Origin of the sequence: Kitasatospora sp. NPDC089913, assembly GCF_044748625.1 — a bacterium.
Lineage (GTDB): Bacteria > Actinomycetota > Actinomycetes > Streptomycetales > Streptomycetaceae > Kitasatospora.
Map to the genome: position 1 here is coordinate 36,049 of NZ_JBIVGI010000009.1, position 15,283 is coordinate 51,331.

Sequence of the window (15,283 nt, forward strand, 5' to 3'; positions counted from 1 at the left end):
TCGTCTCCTCCTCGTCCGTGGGCACGGCCCGGCCGCCGCGGCGCGCGGCACCTCTCGGGGGGACCACGTGCCGGGGTCCCGGACGGTTCACGACGGCCGGCCTCCGCTGTCCGGTGAACCGTGCGGGCCGCCGGCACGTGGTCGACCGGGAACCGCGCGCCGATCCGACCGGAGGGAAATCCCGTGCCCGACTTCTCGATGGACTACGGCGTCCTGCACGAGGCCCGCAAGGACCTCCACAACCTGGCCGACCGGATCTCCCCGACCCTGCACGACAGCCTGTTCTCCCAGTACGGCTCGGGGAAGCTCGGCGACGCCCAGGCGGTGTTCGGCGACCCGAACGTCACCAACGGCTTCCGCAGCCTCTACCGGCTCTCCAAGGACCCGATGAACCGGGCCGTGGACCACCTCAAGAAGCTCGGCGACGTGTTCGGCGCCGTCGCCGACGGTTTCTTCGACGTGGACGCCCAGATCGCCGACGGGCTGGGCGTGATGGGCGCCAACATGGGGCTCGACCAGTGGCGCGACCGGCAGGCCGCCTGGGAGTACCGCAACGCCCACGCCGACCAGTGCCACCCCGGCGCGGACGGCACCGTGCCGGAGTTCTGCCGGGCCACCGACCCCGGCGCACCGCCCGTCGACCAGACCATCGACACCGCGAACGGCTCGGTGCACACCCACCTCACCCTGGACTCCGACCACAACGTGATCAAGGAGGAGACCACCGTCACCCACGACGGGCAGAGCTACACCTCCACCACCAGCTACTCGGACCACGGCCGCTCGTTCACCACCGACACCGTGTACGCGGACGGCACCAAGAACCACGCCGAGACGCATCTGCACGAGGACGGCAGCGGCGACATGACCGTCACCGACAACGACGGCAAGGCCACCCAGTACCACCGCAACGGCCCCGGCCAGGAGTGGCAGCAGACCGGCGGCGGAAGCTCCCAGGACGACTGAGGGCGCCGCCCGAACCGGCCGGGACCCACGACCTCCCCGGCCGGCCATCCCCCCTTCGAAAGGACCGCGACATGCCCAACATCTCCCTCGACTTCGAGAAGATCGAGACCACCTCGGGCCAGCTCGACTCGGCGGCCGAGAACATCGTGCCGATGCTCAACGACCTGAAGAACAACGTGAACAACCTGCTCGGCGACGGCATGGTGTTCCAGCAGTCCAGCCCGGCGATGCAGGAGGCGTACGACAAGTTCAACACCAGCCTGCTGGCCGCGATGGAGGGCATCAAGGGCTTCGCGAAGCAGTTCCGCCAGATCAAGGACCAGATGCACCAGATGGACCAGGACATGGCGAGCAGCCTGCGCGAGAGCAGCTGACACCGCCACCGCACCGCCGGGGTGCGCGGCTCCGTGCCGCGCACCCCGGCGGTGCGCTCAGTCCTCGGTGCGCAGCACGGTCAGCGGCACCTGCACGGCCATCGCCTCGCCGCCGCGCCCGGTGGTCCAGCCGCGGCCCGCGACCGGGGTGGCCCGGATCAGGTGCACCGGCAGCCGGACCCCGATCATGTCGCCCTCCTGGAGGCTCTTCGGCCCCAGCAGCAGCCCCCGCCGGGCCCGCTTGGCCGCGCTGAGCCAACTGCCCATCGCCAGCTGGAGGGCGTCCGCCGACCCCGCGTAGAGCAGGCCGAGGCCGCGGTCCCGGCCGAAGGCGGCGACCTCCTTGAGCACCCGGTCGCAGGCGGGCGCCGCCAGCAGGTCCGCGTCGTCGACCACCACCACGCGGGGGCCGGCGAGTTCGTCCAGGGCGGCCTGCACGTCCTGCGCGGACGGGTCCGGATCGGTCAGCACCCGGACCCCGGCGTGCCGGGCCAGCGCCCGCAGCGGGGAGTGGCGCGGCGCGAGGACGACCAGCCCGGTGCCGCCGGCGAGCAGGGAGACGGCCAGCGAGGCGAGCGCCGTGCTGCGGCCGGATCCGGGCGGGCCGAGCACCGCGAAGGCCGCGGCGGCCCCGGCGAGGTCCACCCCGACCGGTCCGGCGTCGTCGCCGCCGAGGCCCAGCAGGCCCCACAGCGGGCGGCGGGACTCCTCCGGGACGGCCGCGTAGGCCTCCGCGAAGTCCACCGAGCGGGGCAGCGCGGCGACCGTGAAGGGCCGCAGTCCGGCCGGCACCGCGCTGTCGCGCCGGGTGCTCTCCGCACCGATCGCCGCCAGCGCCCTGGCCTGTTCCCGGCCGCCGGCGCCGGGGGCGAGCAGCGCGACCTGGGTCTCGGTGCCGCTCAGGGTGTGCCAGCCGCGGCCGGCCGGGATGCCGGCCGGCACCTTGCTCGGCGAGAGTCCGACCAACTGGTAGTCGTTGCGGTCGCCCTGGCGCAGCAGCAGCTTGTGGTCGTTGTGCGCGGCGAGCCGGCCGCCCAGCAGTGAGCGCTCGGAGGTGGCGACGACGTGGATGCCGGCCGCGGCGCCCTCCCGCAGCAGCCGGGTGACCAGGTCGGCGAGCCGGCCGTTGTCGTGGTCGTCCAGCAGCCCGGACAGCGCGTCCCAGCCGTCGATCAGCAGCAGTACGTGCGCGGGCCGCTCCGGCTTCGGAAGGGCGGCGCGCAGCTCGTTGAGCCCGGCCGCGTGCCGGTCGCTGCACAGTTCCTGACGTCGCGTCAGTTCGGCCGTGAGCCGGTGCAGCAGGCGTTCGAGCCGTTCGTGGTCGTGCCGGGAGACGACCGCCCCGCAGTGCGGCAGGGCGTTGAGGGCGGCCAGGCCGCCGCCAGCGGCGTCGATCCCGTACAGGTGGACGTCCGCGCAGGAGGCCGTCCTGGCCACCGATCCGGCCAGGGTGCGCAGGGCCTGGGTGCGGCCGGACCGGGGGGCGCCGATCACGTACAGGTGACCGAAGGAGGCCAGGTCGACGGTGGCGACCCGGCGCTGCTGGAGCTGGGGGACGTCCTCCAGCGCGTAGGGGATCACCGGGAGCGCCCCGTCCTCGGGGGGCGGCAGCAGCGCCGCCACCTCGTCGAGTTGCACCTCCTCGGGCAGGGCGGGGAGCCAGGGGCTGGGCTGCGGGACGAAGTCGTCGAGGGCGGCGGCGGCCTCGCGGACGGCGGCGACCAGGGCCTGGAGGTCGGTGGGGACGGGTGCGGCGGGTGCGGCGGGGTCGCCCGTCACCGGCGGCAGGGCGAGCGGGCGGCCGAGGCCGCTCCAGGACAGAGCGGCGGCGCGCACCGCCCCGCGGGGCCGCTCGGCGGCGGCCGCGCCGTCCGGGTCGGCCGGGTCGGGGCGGGCCGCACCGGCCCAGGCGCTCTGGAACGGCACCGTGGACCGGTGCCCCAGCCGGACCAGGGCGCGCCCGGGCGCGGAGGCCGGGATGTGCACCGCCTCGGAGGTGTCGATGATGTCCTGGCTCTCGGTGGAGTCGGTGACCCGCAGCGCGATCCGCAGATTGGTGTTGGCGCGGATGTCGCTGGTGACGGCGCCCGAGGGCCGCTGGGTGGCGAGCACCAGGTGGATGCCGAGCGAGCGGCCGCGCTGGGCGATCCCGATCAGCCCGGGGACGAAGTCGGGCACCTCCCGGACCAGGGTGGCGAACTCGTCGATCACCAGCAGCAGCCGCGGCAGCGGGGGCAGCGTCGGGTCCGCGACCCGCTTGGACCGGTACTCCGGGTGGTCCTTGGCCGCGACATCGGCCAGCAGCCTTTCGCGGCGCCGCAGTTCGGCGCCGAGCGACTCCAGCGCCCGCTCCACCAGATGGGCGTCCAGGTCGGTCACCATACCGAGGTTGTGCGGGAGTTCGGCGCACTCGCGGAACGCGGACCCGCCCTTGTAGTCGACCAGGACGAAGGTGAGCTCGTCCGGGCGGTTGGCGGCGGCCAGCGAGGCGACGAAGGACTGGAGCAGCTCCGACTTGCCGGAGCCGGTGGTCCCGGCGACCAGGGCGTGCGGTCCGTCGCGGACCAGGTCGAGGGTGAGCGGGCCGTCGTAGCCCGTCCCGAGGAGGAAGGAGGTGGTGGCCGGGCGGCGGCGCCAGCGGGCCAGCAGGGCGGCGGGGTCCGGCGGTTCGAGCCGCAGCAGGTCCAGCAGCCGGACCAGCTGGGGCAGTCCGGCGTCGTGCTCGGGGCTGACGTCGCGGACCGGCGCGAGCGCCCGGGCCACCCGCTCGCACCAGTCGGCGTCGACCAGGTCGGCGCGCACGTCGGTGAGGTCGGGTGCGCCGGTGCGGCGGACGGTGAGGCGGTGTCCGGCGGCGAGGACGACGGTGCCGCACTCCTCGGGCAGCAGCCGTTCCTGGGCGTCGAGGCAGACGCTGAACACCCGGACCCCCGGCCCGTCGGTGAGCACCTGCACCATGCCGGGCACGTCGCGCAACTGCCTCGCCCCGTCGGCGATCACCAGCACGTCCGGCTCGTTGAACATCGCCTTGCCCATGGAGGACCCGAGCACCCGCCGACGGGCCTGGATCTGCGCGACCAGTTCCGAGATCCGGTTGGCGGTGGACTCCGGGTCGTTGCCGACGGCCACCACCGGCCCGGCGCCGCCGCCCGGTCCGGATGCTCCGCCGGGCGGGCGCAGGTGGGGAAGCCAGCGCACCCAGGCCCAGCCGTCGTCGCGCGAGCGGTCGGAGAGGACGACGACGCGCAGGTCCCGCGGGCTGTGCAGGACGGCGGACTGGGCGACCAGCCAGCGGGCCAGCGCCTGCACCACGGGCCCGGTGCCGGCCACCCCCACCACGCCGAACTCCGCCACCTCGATGCCGATCGGCACGTCCGGGATGTTCCAGCGCACCAGGCGGTGGTTCTCGTCCCGTGCCGGGTCGTCGATCTCCTTGACCGAGGGCTGGTCGACCGTGCCGAGCCGCAGCACCAGGTGGTCGGGGTCGTGCCGGCGGCGCTCCCAGAGCCGGCCGCCGGGGCCGGTGGCGGTCAGCGCGACCGTCGCGGGGTCCGGCCCCGCCACTCCGCGCACCCGGCGCTCGCGGTCGGCGGCGGTCCGGACCTCCTGCTCCAGGACCCGGCGCCGCGCCTCGTAGCGGGCCACCGCCTCCTCGTGCTGCTTGCGGTTGCCGCGCCGGCCGACGATCCAGTTGGAGACGGCCATCAGCGGGCTGAAGAGGATGAAGACCAGGTAGAAGTACGACTGGAAGACCGCCACCATGACCATGCCGAGCACGATCGGGGCCAGCATCAGCAGCAGCGGGAAAGGCCGCCGGGAGGGGGCGGTCGGCGGCAGGGGCAGCCGGATCCGCTCGGCGTCCAGGTGCGGGACGATCCGCGGCGGGCGGTTGTAGTCGACGCCGATGCCGTCGGCGGACGCCACCACGGCGGCGTCCGGCTCGACCGGCTCGACCAGGCGCAGCAGCGCGGCACCGACGGTGAGGTCGGCGCCCAGCGGCCAGGCGGTGCCGCCGTCGGCGCGGTGGGCGGCCGGGCGCGGGGCGCCGCGGCGGGCGGAGCGGGCGGGGGCGGGGGCGCGCTCACCGGTGGCGGTACGACGGGTGCGGTCGCTGTGGACGTCGCGGTCCGTGGCGGGCGGGCTCGGTGTGCGGAGGGCGACCGCCTCGTCGCCCTCACCCTCGCCCCGGGACGGGCCGCCGCCCTCGGGGGCGCCCGCGCCGTCGCCGTCCCGGTCGCCGTAGCCGTGGCCGTAGCCGTCGAAGTCACTGCCGCGGTCGGGGTCGTCGTCCGGGGAGCCCCCGGGACCGTCCGGCCGGCCGGGACCGACCGGAGCGCGGTGCCAACCCGCCGAGCCGTCCGGGCCGACGGTCAGCCAGAGGCCGCCCGCCGGAGCGCCGGAGCCACGGAGCCGGACTGTGCAGGACGGATCGGTGCCGATCTCGTGGCTGCCGGGCCCGAGCCGCCAGACCCGCCCCGCCCCCGGACCGGACACGAGGTGCAGTTCCAGCTGGACGGGGTCGCCCGGGCGCCGGTCCGGCGCGCTGCTCCGGACCGGGTCGGGCTCGTCGGCGGGGACCCCGAGACCGAGCACGGCACCCTCCCGTACCCCCGTCCCGGCGACGGCCGTCGCCGGGTCCAACCGCCGCGGTCCGAGGTGGAGTCCGCGCGGGGCGACGGTTCCCGTTCCGGCCAGGAAGGCTTCCATGTCGCCGCCGGACGGACCGGGGCCGTAGCCCGGTCCGGCGGTCGCGACGGCCTCCACCGGGTCGGGGTCCCGTCGGTCCAGGGCCGCCGCCAGTTCGCCGACGGTCGCGCCGGGAGGCAGGTCGAGGACGTGGTCGCGACGGTCGGTGCCGTCGGCGACAGTGACGGTCAGCTTCACCGGGAGGTCTCCAGGGGGTCGGGCGGGCTGGACTGGGGGTCGGGGCGGGTCGTCGGCCGGGACGGCTCCGGGGCGGGTCGTCGGCCGGGACGGCTCCGGGGCGGGTCGTCGGCCGGGACGGCTCCGGGGCGCGGCCCGGCCGCAGGGTCAGCCGACGTGCCGGGTCGCGGACAGGAGCGCGGTCCCGGAGCGGCGCGCGGAGACGCCGGCCGTGGGGCCGGCCGGTCCTGGCTCGGGCTCGGCGAAGTCGTCCTCGACATCCGGCTCGGGGTCCGGTTCCGGCTCGGGCTCGGGCTCGGGCACCGGCTCGGGCTCCGGTTCCGGCTCCGGTTCCGGCTCCGGTTTCGGCGGGGGCCAGGACTCGGCCTCCGGCGGGAGCCAGGACTCGGACTCCGCTTCCGGCCCGACCGGCTCCGGCTCCGGCACCGGTTCAGGTCCGCGCAGCAGCAGCCGAAGGGCCGTCGGGTCCGGCACCACCGGCCCGACCCGGAACGACGGCGGTTCCGATCCGGATCCGCTCCCCTCGCCCGGCTCCGGATACACCGGCCCGACCCGGAACGGCTGCGCCGAGGACGCCACCGACGCTCCGGTGTCCGGCAGTTCGCCGCCAGGGGCGGACTCCTCCGACAGGTCCGACGGCTCCGACAGGTCCGACGGACCGGACGCGGTCCCGGACGGTTCCTCGGACTCCCCCGGATCCGCCGACCCCGGCGCCGCCGGCAGCTCCTCCGGCTCCGACGGCTCCGACGGCTCCGACGGCTCCTCCGAACCGACCGCCGCCGGCAGCAGCTCCGGCTCCGACGGCTCCTCCGCACCGACCGGCGCACCGCCCGGCTCCACCAGGTCGGAGTCGTCCAACTCCACCGGTGCGAAGGCCGGGTAGGGCGGCAGGGTCCGAAGGATCCGGGCCGTGGCCCGGGCCAGTGCGACCGCCTCGACCCGCAGCGTCGTCCCGCGCAGCCGCAGGCCGTCGCGGTCGACCGTGACCAGCCGGGCCGAGCCCCGCGCACCACCGAGCACCAGCAACCGGGCGCCCGCCGCGGGGCGGAACCCCGCGGGGGCGAGGGGACAGACGGCGAAGGCCGGCTCCCCGTCCGCCGCGACCCGGTCCGCCGCGGCAAGCGCCTCGGCCGGCTCCGGACCCGCGTGGCGCACGTGCACACCGTCGGCGACCACGACCGCGCCCACCGGCAGGCGGGCGTCCAACTGCGCCGCCACCGCCTGGAGCACGGCGTGGGCGCGCACCCGGTCGCCTCCGAACTCGGTCACGGCGGGTCCGGTCGCGAGGTCGAGCAGCACCGCGGTGGGACCGTCGGTCCCGACCAGCGCCAGCAGCGGTGCCGGGCCGCCGCCCGCGACCGTCGGCCGCAGCTCGTCCCGGGCGGCCCACCAGAGCCGCGGGTCCGCCGCGTCCACCACCCACGGCCCGGGCGGGCCCGGCGGCCGGCCCGGACCGCAGGACACCAGCACGCCGACGGTGTGTGCGCCGAGCAGCACGGCGTACGGGCGCGCCCCCGCCACCCGTCCGGCGTCGAGGACGGCCCGCTCGGCGTCGGCCCAGCCCTCGCGACCGGCCAGCAGCCGCCGGACGGTGCCCAGTTGACGCCCGTACCGCAGTCGCGCCGCGAACGGGGCGGCGAACGCGGCCGCTGTCGCGCGGAGTTCGCGGCGCAGCCGGCGCCGGAACGCCCGCCAGCCGCCCGCCCGGCGGGCGGTGAGGTGGGCCAGCACGGCGAACAGCACCAGTACCCCGCCGATCCCGATCAGCGTGGTGGTGCCGGGCATCGCCGGCAGGAGGCCGGACGGCGGGAACGACGCGAGGGCGGCGCCCGCGGGCCGGACGGCCGGGACGGAGGGCGCTTCGGCCGCGGCGCGGCCGACGGTACCGGTCACGAGGCGACCACACCCCGGTCGGCCAGGTGCCGGCGCAGCGACCGGACGCCGTGGTGGGTGCGCGACTTGAGGGTCCCGCCGGGTATCCCGACAGCGCGGGCGACCTCCGCGCCGGGGCGCCCGAGGAGATGGACGTGCACCACGGCCTCCTGGTGGATGCGGTCGAGCGAGCGGAGCGCGTCGACCAGCACCAGCCGGTCGAGGATCCGGTCGGACGGGTCGGCGGCGTCCGCCGCGACGGGGGCCGGGAAGCCCTCGACCGCGATGCCGACCGGCACCGCGCGGTTCTTGCGCCACTCGTCGATCAGCAGGCGGCGGGCGACCGTGAACAGCCACATCCGGATCGGCCGGCTGTCCCAGTCCAGCGCCTCGGCGGCCTGCCAGGCCCGTAACATCGCCTCCTGGACGATGTCCTCCGCCCGGTGCGGGTCGTTGTCGCCGAGTCCGCTGATGAAGCGGTACAGGACCTCGCGTTCGGCCACCAGGAGTTCCGCCCACGGTGCGGCGGTCGGCCCCGACCGGGCCTCGTCGGCTGTGTGCGCCATGTTGCTGCCTTGCTCTCCTCGCGGGACCGTCCGGACGCTGCCGCGCCCTCGGTTCGGGTCATTCGGATCATGGGTCCGTCCCCGGACGGCCGTCACCGTAACGCCGCGGGGGAACGGGCACCCCACCCGCCGGTGAACTCCGGGCCACTCCGACCTTGCATGAGATGGACACGCCAGGAATGTCGGGTCGCCGCCACTGGAACGACACCTCGGGTTCACACCGCGGCCGGACGGCCGGAGGAGCATGCCAGCGCCCGCCCTCGCCCTGGAGGCCACGTTGTCCGGACCGTCCGACCCGCCGTCAGCCGCCGTGCCCGACGGGGACTTCCCGCCCGTCCCGGCGCCCCGGCCGGACCGGGAGGGCGGCACGACCGCGGTGGGCCGGCACCCCGCGCCCGCGCGCTTCTCCGACAGCTACCTGCGCCACACCCCGAACCCGCCGCGCGGTCTCCTGCCGCAGGCCCGGGTCTGGACCACCACGGCCGCCGCGGCCGCGCTGGTCGGCGCCGTCGCCCTCGGCTCCGCCCTGCTGCCCGCCGGGAACGGCGGCGCACCGCATGCCGCGCCGAACGCCGCCACCGGCCCCGCCACCACGGCGACGGCCGTCGCCCCCGGGGCCGCCGACCCGGCCGACGGCACGCCGAGCCCCCCTGCCGGCCCCGAGCCGTCGACCGCACCGCCCGCCGAGCCGCCCCCGGCGACCGACCCGGCCGCGGCCGCCGCCGATCCGGTGGCGGCCGGGCCGGAGCCGGACCGGCCGAACACCGCCGACCGGGGCGCCGACCGCCCGCCCGCCGCCGTGCCGCCGTCCACCGCCCGACCGCAGACCCGCGCACCGGCGCCGGCCGGCGCGCCGGACCGACCGGCGTCCGCCACCCAGGCCCCCGCCGCCCAGCCACCGGCGGCCCAGCCCCCCGCCGCGCAGCCCCCCGCCGCCCAACCGCCCGCGGCCCAGCCGGCCGCCCCGGCGGCCCAGCCCGCCGTCACCACCCAGGCCCCGGCACCGCCGCCCGCCGCGCCCGCGCCACCGGCGCCCACCACCCAGGCGCCCGCGCCCGCTCCGCCGCCCCCCGGCCGCCCCCTCGCGGGGCGCGGCTCGCAGCGCTGCATCGGCACCGTCGGCCGCCGGCTCGGCGACGGCGTCGGACTGGAGCTCCAGGACTGCACCGGCGGCGCCTGGCAGACCTGGGACTTCCGCGCGGACGGCACCGTCCGGGCCGGCGACCTCTGCATGGACGTGGCCTGGGGCTCGGTCCTCAACGGCACCCGGATCCAGGTGGCGGTCTGCAACGGCAGCCCCGCCCAGCGGTTCGTCCTCGCGGGTCCGGAGGACCTCGTCAACCCCCAGGCGAACAAGTGCGTGGACGCCAAGGACAAGGGCACCGCCGCCGGCACCCCGCTCCAGCTGTGGGACTGCTCCGGCACCCCCAACCAGAAGTGGTACCGCCGCTGACCCGCCCGCCCGGGCCGTGCGCGAGTGCGAGGCCGCCCGCGCGGGCACCGGCACGGACAGGGCCCGTCGGGCCGGGCCGCCGAACGCGAAGGGGGTGGGACTCCCTCCTCGGGAGCCCCACCCCGGTCGTGCGACCGTCGGCCGGGAACTACGGCCGGCGGCGCCTGCGGCGGGCGACGGACAGGGCGATCCCTCCGCCCGCCGTCAGGGCCAGGGCCGCCCCGGCCAGCCCCTCGCTCACACCCGCCCCGGTGTGCGGGAGGACGCCCGGGTGCCAGGGGGCGGGGTGCGGTGCCGGGCGCGGGGTGGGCGCGGCGGCGGGGTGGGTGGTGACGGTGGTCCGGGCGGGGGGCGAGGTGACGGGGTGGTTGCTGCCGAACGGGGTGCCGGTCGCGGTGGCGGTGTTGGTGAGGGTGCCGCGGGCGGCGTCCTCGGTGGTGACCCGGTAGGTGGCGGTGCAGACCAGCTGCTGACCGACGCCCAGGGCCGACTCGGGGCAGGAGATCGCGGACACGGTGCCGGTCCCGCTGAACTCGCCTTCCCTCACCGCGATGTGCTCGATCGTCACATTGCCGGTGTTGGTGAGGGTGAAGCGGTAGGTCACGGTCGCGCCCGCCGCGGCACTCGCCGGGTCCGCGGTTTTGACCAGGTCGAGGGCGGGGTGGTGGGGTGCGGTGACGGTGACGGTGTCGGGCGGGCTGGTGACGGGGGTGCCGCCGCCGGGCGGGGTGCCCGTCGCGGTCGCGGTGTTGCTGATCGAACCGGCGTCGATGTCGGCCTGGGTGGCGGTGTAGGAGGTGCTGCAGACCAGCTGCTGACCGGGCCGCAGTTCGCCGGAGCCGGGCGGGCAGGCGATCGGCGGGCGCTTGCCGGTGCCGGTGAACCTGGACTCGACGGGGTGGACGCCGGTGAGGGTGATGTTGCCGGTGTTGGTGACGGTGAAGGTGTAGGTGATCCGCTCGCCGGCCTTGGTGACGGTGGCGGGCTCGGCCTTCTTCTCCAGGACCATGGCCGGGCGGGACTCGTGCGGCACGGTCACGGAGGACGGCGGGCCGGTGACGGGGGTGCCGCCGCCGGGCGGGGTGCCCGTCGCGGTCGCGGTGTTGCGGACGGTGCCGCGGTCGGCGTCGTCCTGGGTGACGGTGTGGGTGGCGGTGCACAGCACCTGGGCGCCGGGAGCCAGTGACTTCGCGGCGTCCGGGCAGGTGACCCGCGGGGCCGGCCCGGAGCCGGTCCACTCGGTCTCGCTCACACCGACGCCGGTCAGGGTGACGTTGCCGGTGTTGGTGACGGTGTAGGTGTACGTGATGGTCTCGCCGACGACGAGCTGCTGCTTGTCGGAGGACTTGACGACGGTCAGCGCCGGCCTCGGGTCGGTGGGGACGGTGGTGGTGCCGGGGGGCGAGGCGACGGGGGTGCCACCGGGCGGGGTGCCGGTCGCGGTGGCCGCGTTGTCGATCCTCCCGGCGTCCACGTCGGCCTGGGTGACGGTGTACTCGGCGGTGCAGGTGACGATGCGTCCGGGTTCGAGCGACACGGCGTCCTCGGGGCAGCTGACCGGGGACAGGGTCCCGGTGCCGCTGAAGGCGCCCTCGTCCACACGGACGTCGGAGAGGGTGACGTTGCCGGTGTTGGTGACGAGGTACGAGTAGGTGATCCGCTCGCCCGCCACCAGCCGCTGCTTGTCCGCGCTCTTCTCGACCACCAGCGAGGGCCGGGGCGTGAAGGGGACGACGGTGCTGGACGGCGGCGAGGTGACCGGGGTGCCGCCGCCGGGCGGGGTGCCGGTCGCGGTGGCGGTGTTCTCGATCGTCCCCGCGTCCACGTCCGCCTGGACGACGGTGTACTCGGCGGTGCAGGTCACGGTCGCGCCGGGGGCGAGGGACTTCGCGGCGTCGGGGCAGACCGTCGTCGGCGCGGTGCCGCGACCGGTGAACGCCGTCTCACCGACGCCCGCATCGGTCATGGTGACGTTGCCGGTGTTGGTGACCTCGAAGGAGTAGTGCAGGATCTCGCCGACCTGCAGCGCAGTGGTCTCGGCGACGGTCTTGCGCAGCGTCAGGTGCGGTCGCGGGGGCACGGTGACGGTGGTCCCGGCCTCCGGGGAGACCGGCGGGGTGAGGCCGGCCGGCGGGGTGCCGGTCGCGGTGGCGGCGTTGTCGATCCTCCCGGCGTCCACGTCGGCCTGGGTGACGACGTAGCGGGCGGTGCAGGTGAGGACGGCGCCGGGGGTCAGCGGACCGCCGGGGCAGTCGACTTCGGGCGCGCCGCCGCTGCCGCTGAACGAGGTCTCGGTGACCTTGAGATCGGTCAGGGTGACGTTGCCGGTGTTGGTGAGGACGAAGGTGTAGACGACCTGCTCACCGGCCTTGGCGACGGTGGCCGGTTCGGCCTTCTTCGCCACGGTCAGGGCGGGTCGGGAGTCGTGCGGCACCAGGACCGAGTCGGGCGGGCTGGTGACGGGGGGCAGGCCGCCGGGCGGGGTGCCGGTCGCGGTGGCGGAGTTGCGCAGGGTGCCGCGGTCGGCGTCCTGCTGGGTGATGGTGTAGGTGGCGGTGCACCGCACCTGGCCGCCGGGGGCGAGCGGACCCGCCGGGCAGGTCGCCTTCGGCGCGGGGCCGGAACCCGTCCACTCGGTCTCGGTGACGCCGACCTCGGTGAGGGTGGTGTTGCCGGTGTTGGTGACGGTGAAGGTGTAGGTGATGTCCTCACCGGCGACGAGCTGCTGCTTGTCGGAGGACTTGGCGATCGTCAGCGCCGGAGTGCGGTCGGCGGTGACGGTGGTGGTGGCGGGGGGCGAGGTGACGGGGGTGCCGCCGCCGGGCGGGGTGCCCGTCGCGGTGGCCGCGTTGTCGATCTTCCCGGCGTCCACGTCCGCCTGCGTCACCGTGTACGTCGCCGTACAGGTCCGGGAGGCGCCGGGGGCCAGCTCACCGGCCGGGCAGTTCACCTTCGGCGCTCCCCCGCTGCCGGTGAAGGAGGTCTCCGTGACCGAGATGTCCGTCAGGGTGACGTTGCCGGTGTTGGTCGCCGTGTAGGTGTAGGTCAGGGTCTCGCCGGCGACGAGGCGCTGCTTGTCGGCGACCTTGTCGACGTCCAGCGAGGGCCTGGGGGTGAAGGGGACGACGGTGCTGGAGGGGTCGGAGGTGACAGGGGTGCCGCCGCCGGGCGGGGTGCCGGTCGCGGTGGCGGTGTTCTCGATCGTCCCCGCGTCCACGTCCGCCTGGACGACGGTGTACTCGGCGGTGCAGGTGACGACCGCACCGGGGGCGAGCGAGTCCGCCGCGGCCGGGCAGGTGATCTGCGGGGCTGTGCCGCGGCCGGTGAACGCGGTCTCGCCGACGCTCACCGGGGCGAGCGTGACGTTGCCGGTGTTGGTGATCTCGAAGGCGTAGTGGACGACCTCGCCCACCTGCAGGGCGCCGGTCTCGGCGGCGCTCTTGCGCAGCGCGAGGTCGGGCCCGGGAGGCGCGGTGACGGTGACGGTGGACTCGTTGGAGACCGGCGGGTTCGTCCCGGCCGGCGGGGTCGCGGTCGCGGTGGCGGCGTTCTCGATCCGCCCGGCGTCCACGTCGGCCTGGGTGACGGTGTAGGTGCCGGTGCAGGTGACGGAGGCCCCGGGGGCGACGCTGCCGGGCGGGCAGCTGACCTGCGGACGCGTGCCGGTGCCGGAGAAGGACGTCTCGTTCACCACCGGGTCGGTGATCGGGAGGGTGCCGCTGTTGGTGACCGTGAAGCTGTAGCGGACCTGGTCGCCGGCCTTGCCGACGGTGGCCGGGTCGGCCTTCTTCTCCAGCGTCAGCGCGGGGGCCGCGCCGATGGTCAGCGGCCAGTCCTCCACCTCGCCGGAGTCCGCCATGCCGGTCGGCGCCTCCACCTGGGCCTGGTCGTACCCGAGCCGGAACCGGCTCCAGGTCGGACCGGCGACGACTCCCGCGGGCACCGTCCAGGTGAACGTCACCGAGGTCTGCCCGGGGGCGACCGTCGCGGTGGCCCGCTCGGCGGTGCCGAAGCCCCCGCTGCCGTCGAAGTCGATCCACGCCGCCGCGTACGCGGGCGCGGCGGAGCCGGCGGCGGGGCCGTTCACGGGGACGGTCAGCGAGTACGTCCGCCCGGCCGACCCCGCGCTCAGGGTGCCGAAGTCCGGGTTGAGGTCCCGGTCGTCGTCCTCCTGGCGGCAGGCCTGGGTGATCATCGAGGTCTGGACGTTCTCGGAGACCTCCTGACCGAGCGTCAGGTCGCCGATCACGTGCGAGGCGTTGCCGTAGGAGACCGGCGCATTGGAGCAGTCGTCGCGCACCAGCGCGGACAGCGCCCAGTCGTCCTGGCCGTTGCTGTCGTTCGCGCCCACGGCGACGCGCTGGGTGACGAAGTCGACCGCGAAGGTCAGGGTCGACACCGTGCCGACGACCGGCACGCTGCCGCAGCCGGCCCGCAGACCGGCGTTGGCGTCCTGGCAGTTGGCCTGGGCGGTGCCGCTGCGCGGCCGGATCGTGCGCCCGGCCACGAACAGCGTGGCACCGTCGTTGGACTGGGTCAGCTCGGCCGGCTGGTCCGAGCCGGTGAGCGTCAGCTGGGAGTGGGTGCCGGTGACGAAGCCGGAACCGTTGGCGCCCGCACCCAGACCCGCCAGGCTGAGGATCGGGTTGCGCACCGGGTGCTTGAAGGTCACGGTGAGCGTGCCCGCCGGGCAGGTGGAGTTCGCCGGGCAGTCCTGCTGCGGCCGGGTGCGGACGCGGATCGCGTACGCCTGGGTCGGGTCCAGCTGCGGCTGGTAGTGGGAGGCGGCCGGGCTGCCGATGGAGCTCAGCGTCAGGCCCTCCTGGACCTGGATGTTGCCGACGACGGACGCCTTCATCGACATGCCCGACGGGAAGGGGATGTCCCGGTACCCGTTGAAACCGGTGACACCGGTGCCCGCGCCGCTCGGGGCCTCGTAGGCGAGAGCGGGCGCGGCGCCGAGGACGACGGCGAGTGCGGCGAGCACGGCGACCAGGCCCCGGGCCGGCCCGCGGAGCAGGGCGGCGGGGAGGAACGAGGACCCGGGTCGCACCGGGGGATTCGAACGAAGAGGGGGCCTGCCGGGCCGGAACATGGAGATCAACCACCTGTCGGACGGACGCGCCATGAGGGACAGGTGACGGCCGCCGTCACATCCCGCGCGGATT

7 protein-coding genes are annotated in these 15,283 nt (G+C 75.9%); 3 read left to right on the forward strand and 4 right to left on the reverse strand.

The window, feature by feature from the left end; genetic code table 11:
* Positions 1–183 precede the first annotated feature (183 nt).
* Positions 184–966 carry a hypothetical protein gene (locus ACIPYS_RS16300; protein WP_093859200.1) on the forward strand — a complete coding sequence of 261 codons (783 nt, stop codon included), beginning with the start codon at positions 184–186 and terminating at the stop codon, positions 964–966.
* 71 nt (positions 967–1,037) lie between these two features.
* On the forward strand, positions 1,038–1,340 hold the full coding sequence (locus ACIPYS_RS16305; protein WP_030396211.1) for a WXG100 family type VII secretion target: 303 nt from the start codon (positions 1,038–1,040) through the stop codon (positions 1,338–1,340).
* Positions 1,341–1,397: 57 nt separating this feature from the next.
* Here ACIPYS_RS16305 and ACIPYS_RS16310 read toward each other — a convergent pair whose 3' ends face one another.
* From ACIPYS_RS16310 to ACIPYS_RS16320, 3 genes are all read right to left on the reverse strand, one after another.
* Positions 1,398–6,224: an FtsK/SpoIIIE domain-containing protein gene (locus ACIPYS_RS16310; RefSeq protein WP_400746711.1), complete on the reverse strand. Its 4,827-nt coding sequence runs from the start codon at positions 6,222–6,224 to the stop codon at positions 1,398–1,400.
* 147 nt (positions 6,225–6,371) lie between these two features.
* Positions 6,372–8,117, reverse strand: a complete 1,746-nt coding sequence (locus ACIPYS_RS16315; RefSeq protein ID WP_400746713.1) for a hypothetical protein — start codon at positions 8,115–8,117, stop codon at positions 6,372–6,374.
* The gene (locus tag ACIPYS_RS16320; RefSeq protein WP_093859201.1) at positions 8,114–8,662 is read right to left on the reverse strand and encodes a sigma-70 family RNA polymerase sigma factor; all 549 of its coding nucleotides are present in this window, start codon (positions 8,660–8,662) and stop codon (positions 8,114–8,116) included. Before ACIPYS_RS16320 ends, ACIPYS_RS16315 begins: the two co-directional genes overlap by 4 nt.
* Positions 8,663–8,906: 244 nt before the next feature.
* On the opposite strand from ACIPYS_RS16320, the gene ACIPYS_RS16325 reads away from it, so the two are divergent.
* On the forward strand, positions 8,907–10,115 hold the full coding sequence (locus ACIPYS_RS16325; RefSeq protein ID WP_400746715.1) for a ricin-type beta-trefoil lectin domain protein: 1,209 nt from the start codon (positions 8,907–8,909) through the stop codon (positions 10,113–10,115).
* A gap of 148 nt (positions 10,116–10,263) precedes the next feature.
* Here the strand turns inward: ACIPYS_RS16325 and ACIPYS_RS16330 are convergent, their stop codons facing one another.
* Entirely contained in the window at positions 10,264–15,168 is a 4,905-nt protein-coding gene (locus ACIPYS_RS16330) for a GEVED domain-containing protein (RefSeq protein ID WP_400746717.1), read from the reverse strand.
* Positions 15,169–15,283 lie beyond the last annotated feature (115 nt).

Excerpts from the sequence above, each read along its gene's own strand:
- ACIPYS_RS16325 (WP_400746715.1), top strand. The coding sequence starts at position 8,907 with ATGCCAGCGCCCGCCCTCGCCCTGGAGGCCACGTTGTCCGGACCGTCC.
- ACIPYS_RS16320 (WP_093859201.1), bottom strand. The coding sequence starts at position 8,662 with ATGGCGCACACAGCCGACGAGGCCCGGTCGGGGCCGACCGCCGCACCG.
- ACIPYS_RS16305 (WP_030396211.1), top strand. The coding sequence starts at position 1,038 with ATGCCCAACATCTCCCTCGACTTCGAGAAGATCGAGACCACCTCGGGC.